Raw genomic sequence first — 6,516 nt, forward strand, 5'->3', positions numbered from 1 at the left:
GCGAGACCGGCTTCATCCTGCCGCGACGCCGGGCATCCTGCGCAGCGACCCCGCCACCATCCGGTATTCGTACAGTCGGCACTCGATCGCGCCGTTGAAGAGCGGGGTGCGCTTCGAGGTCTTGAGGTGGATCAGCTTCGGCAACTCCTCGTCCGCGGTGAAAATGCAGACGCACCAGCCTGCAAAGCGCTGCTTCAGCAGGTCGCCGAGCCGGGGATAGAGAGCGCGCGTTTGCGTCTCGCTGCCGAGTCGAACCCCGTAGGGCGGATTCATGATCATCACGCCCTCCGCGGCCGGCGCTGTCGCGTCGAGGACGTCCCGGCACTCAAGTTCGATCGCCTTGCCGACCCGCGCCTGATCGAGATTGCCGCGCGCGAGGTCGAGGATTCCTGTGTCCCGGTCGCTGCCGAAGATCGGGAGCGGCTTGGTTTCGAGCACGCGTGACTGCAGTTCCGACTGCATGCGCTGAAAGGCCTTGAGGTCGAATGATCTCAGCTTCTGGAATCCGAACGCGCGGCGCAAACCCGGCGCATGGAGCAGGGACATCTGCGCCGCCTCGATGAGGAAAGTGCCGCTTCCGCACATCGGGTCGTAAAGCGGTGTTCCGACGGTCCAGCCGGACAGCATCAGGATGCCGGCAGCGAGATTCTCCCGCAGCGGCGCCTCGCCGCCGCTCGCCCGCCAGCCGCGCTTGAAGAGCGCTTCGCCCGAAGTGTCGAGATACATCGTCCAGCGCCGCGCGTCGAGAAACGCGTGGATGCGAACGTCGGGGCGTCCGGTATCGACGCTCGGTCTTTGACCGGTGCTCAGCCGCAACGCGTCGCAGACCGCGTCCTTGATGCGCAGGGTAGCGAAGTCCAGGCTGCGCAGCGGGGAACGGATCGCTGCCACGTCGACGCGGATCGTCCTCTCGGGGCCGAACCAATCCGACCATGGCAGGGCACGGGTCCCGGCGTAGATGTCGTCCGCCGTGGCGTACTCGCCGGCGCCGACGCGCCAGAGCACGCGGCTGGCGACGCGGCTTTCGAGATTCGCGCGCATCGCGAGCGCGAGCTCACCGACGAATGCAACGCCGCCTGGTTTGCAGTCGGTCTCTCCCGCGCCGATGGCCGTCAGCTCTGCCGCGAGCACCGACTCGAGTCCGCGCGGGCAGGGGGCGAAGAAGGACTCCATCAGTGCGTAGGCAGGTTACGGAACGGGGATTCGACGCCAGAGCGCGGGCGGAGCAAGCCGCAAGGCAGCATGCCGCTACCGACCAACGCGTCGACGTTGTCGTCAACAAACGATTCACTGCCGGCAGCCACGGCCTTGACGGTAGCCCTGCGGGTCGGGAGGGCGATATCCGTAGCGACCTGCTTCAGCGTCTGCCGCCCGGACCTTCCGGTGGATCGGTATGTGGCGGATCCGTGTGTGGCGGATCGGTATGTGGCGGATCCGTGTGTGGTGGATCGGTATGTGGTGGATCGGTATGTGTATGCGGCGGATTTCGCGTAATGGGATTTGCCTCCGCAAATCTGCGAATCGTCGTCGACGCGGCTTCCACCGCGGCAAGCGCATCCGGTGCATAGGCCGCGAGCACGTTCCCCTGGTCCGCGTCATCGAGCTGGTCACGGAGACTCTCCACAGCCTCCGTCGTCAGGTAGTTCCTCCTCAGTTCCCCCGCCGCCGCTATCAAACCGTCGGGTTGACGAATCAAGTATCCGTCGGGCGTGATCTCAAGGGTGTGAAAGTTCCTCTTGCAGATTTCCGCGAGAGTGTCAATGTGAAGCACCTTGCCCTTCCAGCCGAACTTTTCCGTGAGCGATAGGTTCACCTCAGACAGCAGGGTACGTTGCCGCTCGGCGATAGAGGCCTTAGTGATCATCCTGATCTGCGCAGGATTATTTGGAACGTCGACGGGGCGTTTCGCGTCGGGCATGTCTTTCAGTCCAGCGATCAGGGCGTCGACGTCCGCCGCTCCAACCGTCGCGCTGTCGCGCATCGCCTGACTCGATGCGGGAAGCTCCTCGGTCTCGCTCGACATCCCGTTTGCAGCACTTTGCGCGATGGCGCTTACAACAGCCTCCCCCGCCCGAGCAATCGACGCGCCCTTATCGATCGTGCCCACTTTCGTTCCTTGACCATCGACGATGCTGTAGCTGCCGTCCTGCTCCTTTGCGTAGCGCCAACCCTCGGGCAAAGCGGTCTGGACTAGGTCGACGAGATCGGGGCTAAATTCGACCACCTCTTTCAGCAGACTCCATTCCGGCTCGGTCTCGGGACTCCGCCTGTCGCAGTCCTGAAGAAGAAATTCCAGCGCATGAAAAACGTCCTCATCCGCGATGAGTCCATTGCGTGCTGGAACATCCACGAACTTGCTGCTGGTGGCTGCTTGGATTCTCGCAGTCGTGATTTGTCCCGCCTCGGACTGGGTGCCTATTTGCACGTCCCAGCCCGATTTCACGATTTCCAGGAACCTAAGGATCGACATGTCCATGGTGATGCTCGCTACTGCCTCTGCGTTGTCTCTCTATTCGACCAATCCGCCGGGCCCGCCGGGTTCGCCGGTCTTCTTCACGGCCTTGGCGAGCGGCACCGGGATCACGCGATCCCAGACGAAGGTCGGTTTGACGGCATGCTGCCACTGGCTATCGTTTGAGAATGCGAGACTAAATCCATAAGCAGAGACCGCCGGGCAAACGACGGTAAAGCGGACATGGAAATCGAGCTCGTCATCCGAATCGGGCAGTTCCCACATCCCCTCAACGAGAACCGGAAGGTCATTAAAGGCGCGCGCAGGCAACGTGTTTGGTCCGGCACCTGTGGCATCTAGCGAATCCGCACCCTCATACCGGGAGCCGTCCCCTTTCATGGTTAGCGCGACCACATGATGGCTCTTGTTGGTTCGAGCGTCCGACGAGGCGCGCAACTGGAAGTCGGTGAGATCAATGGTATGCGACGTGTCAAAGGAGAACCCGACGCTCGCGGTCGCCGTGGGCTCTTCGCCAAAGAATCCGCCGCCGAAACCAAAGTTGATGCCGAAGCTTTGCGATTCCGAGCCGCGTTCTATATCGGTCGAGGGGGCAAAAACCTTCAGTATCGCCTTGGGTGAATCAAACCACATTTCCACGGTGACGGACTCGATGTACGGCCCGAACATAATGTTCGCGCCCTCGCCCCGAGGTCGGAAGCCCGTCTCTGGAGTCACCTCGGCGCCATTGCCAGTCAAGGTAGGTTTCACAACGCGCGAGCCTTCCGTGGAGATGTAGAAGTACTTGAGAGGCTGGCCCGTCTGCTGCGGCGCGATGTATGGTGTCCACTTCCACAGGGCCATCGTCAACTGAAAAGAAACGGTTGCGTCGACGATAGCCTCGTAATGCCGTGACGCCACTGCCCGTCCCCCCGAATGGAACAGGCGAATTCCCGCGGACTTCGTCACGGGTGGTGAGTTGGGATTGTCGCCGCTCGACCAAAAACTGCCATATGGGGCGGCATCTTCAAGACTACCAGTGGCCATGTTTTTTTCTCCCTCGGGCTTCTTCTTTCGGTCGACACTGAGAGCGATGAGACGCGGCACTTGCTCCGCCTCGCGCTTTCTCATTCCAGCCCATGACTATAGGTTAGGATTTCGGTTTGCCGCAAGAGACCTCATCATGAGACGTGCATGGGATTCCAGGCCAGGAAGAATCTCGGTTGTGCGAAAGCCCCCTGCGCTATAGTCGCGCTGTCTCTTTTCCGCTGTCCGTCATGAACAACCTCGCCGAAGCGCTGAAGCAGCACGAATCCACGCCCGGGAAAGTGTTGTATCACCAGTGGACCGGTGAGGAGTGGAAGAGCTACACCGCGGGAGAAATCATCGATCTCGCGGCGCGCTGGCAGCAGACTTTCCTCGACCACGGTTTCGAGCGCGGCGACCGCGTCGCGCTGTGCATGAAGAACAGCGTGCACTGGGTCGCCATCGACCAGGCGTGCCTGGGTCTCGGCCTCGTGGTCGTTCCGCTCTACGTGATCGACAATCCCGAGAACATCGCCTGGTGCATCAGTCATTGCGAGGCGCGGCTGCTGGTGCTGGAGACCCCGCGCGTGCTGGAGACGCTGCGGCAGGCCGCGGACGACCTGCCGCCGATCGTCTGTCTGCAGGCCGAGCCGGACGATCCGGTGGAGACGCCGCGCACGTTCCTGCCGGCCCACGCCAAGGGTTTCACTGTGCAGCCGATGCCGGACGACGGGCTCGCCAGCATCGTCTACACCTCCGGCACGACGGGGCGGCCGAAGGGCGTGAAGCTCTCGCATCTCAACATTCTTTCCAACGCGCGCGCCGCGCTGAAGATCGTCGATCTGCACGACTCCGACCTCCTGTTGTCCGTGCTGCCGCTTTCGCACATGTTCGAACGCACCTGCGGCTATTACGCACCGCTGCTGCATGGCGCACCCGTCGCCTTCTCGCGCGGCGTGCAGCATATCGGCGAAGACCTGATGGGGTTGCGCCCGACGATCATCATGGCGGTGCCGCGCGTATTCGAGCGCTTCCTCGTGCGCATCGAGCAGGCGCTGAAGGACAAGCGCGTGAAGCGCGAACTCTTCGAGCGGACGGTGGCAGTGGGCTGGCGCATCTTCAAGGGCGAGGCGAACGCCGTCGAGCGCGCGGCCTACCGTGTTCTGCGCAAGGTCGTGGCGCAGCCGGTCCTGGAGCGGCTGGGCGGGCGGCTGCGGCTTACGGTGGTGGGCGGTGCGGCGCTCGAGCACCGGGTCGCCAGGCATTTTCTCGGGCTCGGTCTCACCATGCTGCAGGGATACGGTCTGTCGGAGGTGTCACCCGTCGTCGCCGCCAATCACCTCGACGACAACGACCCGGCGTCGGTCGGCTATCCACTGGAAGGTGTGGAAGTCAAAGTCAGCGAGCAGCACGAACTGCTGGTGCGCGGACCTTCGGTGATGCTCGGCTACTGGCGCGATCCGGACGCGACCGCCGCAGTGCTGTCCGCGGATGGCTGGCTCAATACCGGCGACCAGGTCGACATCCGCGAGGGTCGCATCTACATCAAGGGGCGCACCAAGGACATCCTGGTGCTTTCCAACGGTGAGAAGGTGCCTACCGACGAGATCGAGCGCGCGCTGCTCGAAGAGTCCGCGTTCGAACAGGTGCTCGTGGCGGGCGAGGGACGTGCGTACCTCATCATGCTCGCGGTAAGCCAGGAGAGCGACGAGAAGAAGCTTGCGAAGCTTGCCAACGATCGGCTCAAGTCGTTTCCGCGCTACATCCGCATCCGCCGCGTGATCGCGACGAAAGAGCCGTGGACGCTCGACGACGGTCTGCTCACGCCGACGCTGAAGGTCAGGCGTCCAAAGGTGCTGGCGCGCTTCGATGCCGTCATCCGTCGCGCCTACGAGGACTCGGGGCTCACCGACTGACGTGGCGCGCAGGCTTCACGGCAGCGCGAACACGTCGAAGCGGATCCGCTTGCGGGGATTCCTGTCCTCGACGAGCCGGCTGATGCGCGCCTCGACTCGCGTCCCACGGTCCATGTGCCGGGCGAGATCGGCGTTCTCGGTACGCGGCACGTAACCCAGCTTCTCGCCACGCCAGTCCACGCGCACCGCGTTCGGGTCGTACGGATTGTCGGGCTCCCGCACCAGCGCGAGCGCGTCGCCCACTTTCATTTCGCCCCACAGCAGCTTGCCGCGATGGAACTGGAAGCCGGCGAGCGGAGAGTTCTGAATAAGGATGCGCGCTTCGACGCGCGGTTCACCGGCGAGCGCAACGCTCGAGGCGAGAGCCAGCAGCAGTACCGCGGCTCGCAGCGCTGCCGCAGCCATCGGCCTCAGAACGGCTTGACCACCGCCAGGATCACTGCCGCGATCAGGATCAATACCGGCGCCTCGTTCATCCAGCGGTAGAAGACGTGGCTGTGCGGGTTGCGATCGCGCCGGAAATCCATCATCGCCTTCCACGTCCAGACGTGGTAGCCGAGCAGTGTGACCACCAGCGCGAGCTTGAGGTGCAGCCAGCCGCCGGAGTAGCCATAACCCAGCCAGAGCCACAGGCCGAGCCCGACCGCGAGCACCGCGGACGGCGTCATGATGCCCCAGAAGAGCTTGCGCTCCATCACCTTGAAGCGGTCGAGCGAGATCGTGTCGGCTGCCATCGCGTGATAGACGAAAAGGCGCGGGAGGTAGAAGAGTCCGGCGAACCAGGTGACGACGAAGACGATGTGAAAGGCCTTGAGATAGAGCATGGATGGGTCGGGAGGCAACACCGTTACCGCCATGGTAGCCGATCTGCGCAGGGCATCGAACCCGACTCATGCCGCTCGATCCGCAGTGCTACCCGTCCGGGTGCACCCGCTATGTCGCGGGTCGTGCTACGCGCGGCTGTTCGGCCGGATTCGGGCTGAACCGCTTCACCCATTCGACGAGCGCGAGGTATGCCGGAACCATCAGTGCGAGGATGCCGAAGAAGAGCGGAGGCGGTGTCACGAAGCCGAGATAGTGCGCCCAGGGACTGAAGGGCAGCCAGATCGCGAGCGCGACCACGGC

General features: G+C 63.4%; 7 protein-coding genes. 1 reads left to right on the forward strand and 6 read right to left on the reverse strand.

What is annotated here, in order from left to right:
* Positions 1-12: 12 nt before the first annotated feature.
* The 3 genes from JNK68_17470 to JNK68_17480 all read right to left on the reverse strand — a co-directional run bounded on the left by JNK68_17470 (position 13) and on the right by JNK68_17480 (position 3,580).
* Positions 13-1,173: a class I SAM-dependent RNA methyltransferase gene (locus JNK68_17470; protein ID MBL8542134.1), complete on the reverse strand. Its 1,161-nt coding sequence runs from the start codon at positions 1,171-1,173 to the stop codon at positions 13-15.
* A 184-nt stretch (positions 1,174-1,357) separates the two neighbouring features.
* Complete coding sequence (locus JNK68_17475) at positions 1,358-2,476, reverse strand: hypothetical protein (protein ID MBL8542135.1); 1,119 nt, start codon at positions 2,474-2,476, stop codon at positions 1,358-1,360.
* A gap of 33 nt (positions 2,477-2,509) precedes the next feature.
* The gene (locus JNK68_17480; protein MBL8542136.1) at positions 2,510-3,580 is read right to left on the reverse strand and encodes a hypothetical protein; all 1,071 of its coding nucleotides are present in this window, start codon (positions 3,578-3,580) and stop codon (positions 2,510-2,512) included.
* A 146-nt stretch (positions 3,581-3,726) separates the two neighbouring features.
* Between JNK68_17480 and JNK68_17485 the strand changes: the two genes are divergently transcribed.
* Positions 3,727-5,391 (forward strand): AMP-binding protein, encoded by a 1,665-nt coding sequence (locus tag JNK68_17485; GenBank protein ID MBL8542137.1) that lies wholly within the window; start codon positions 3,727-3,729, stop codon positions 5,389-5,391.
* Positions 5,392-5,406: 15 nt separating this feature from the next.
* Here JNK68_17485 and JNK68_17490 read toward each other — a convergent pair whose 3' ends face one another.
* From JNK68_17490 to JNK68_17500, 3 genes are all read right to left on the reverse strand, one after another.
* On the reverse strand, positions 5,407-5,796 hold the full coding sequence (locus JNK68_17490; GenBank protein ID MBL8542138.1) for an HIRAN domain-containing protein: 390 nt from the start codon (positions 5,794-5,796) through the stop codon (positions 5,407-5,409).
* A 5-nt stretch (positions 5,797-5,801) separates the two neighbouring features.
* Positions 5,802-6,215: a CopD family protein gene (locus tag JNK68_17495; protein MBL8542139.1), complete on the reverse strand. Its 414-nt coding sequence runs from the start codon at positions 6,213-6,215 to the stop codon at positions 5,802-5,804.
* 109 nt (positions 6,216-6,324) lie between these two features.
* Positions 6,325-6,516, reverse strand: a 192-nt coding sequence (locus tag JNK68_17500; protein MBL8542140.1) for a hypothetical protein, incomplete at its 5' end; no start/stop codon positions are given.

This window comes from Betaproteobacteria bacterium (assembly GCA_016791345.1).
Classification (GTDB): domain Bacteria; phylum Pseudomonadota; class Gammaproteobacteria; order Burkholderiales; family JAEUMW01; genus JAEUMW01.

Bases quoted from the DNA above. Each gene is read 5' to 3' on its own strand.
- JNK68_17470 (MBL8542134.1), bottom strand. From the start codon at position 1,173: ATGGAGTCCTTCTTCGCCCCCTGCCCGCGCGGACTCGAGTCGGTGCTC.
- JNK68_17475 (MBL8542135.1), bottom strand. From the start codon at position 2,476: ATGGACATGTCGATCCTTAGGTTCCTGGAAATCGTGAAATCGGGCTGG.
- JNK68_17480 (MBL8542136.1), bottom strand. From the start codon at position 3,580: ATGAGAAAGCGCGAGGCGGAGCAAGTGCCGCGTCTCATCGCTCTCAGT.
- JNK68_17485 (MBL8542137.1), top strand. From the start codon at position 3,727: ATGAACAACCTCGCCGAAGCGCTGAAGCAGCACGAATCCACGCCCGGG.
- JNK68_17490 (MBL8542138.1), bottom strand. From the start codon at position 5,796: ATGGCTGCGGCAGCGCTGCGAGCCGCGGTACTGCTGCTGGCTCTCGCC.
- JNK68_17495 (MBL8542139.1), bottom strand. From the start codon at position 6,215: ATGCTCTATCTCAAGGCCTTTCACATCGTCTTCGTCGTCACCTGGTTC.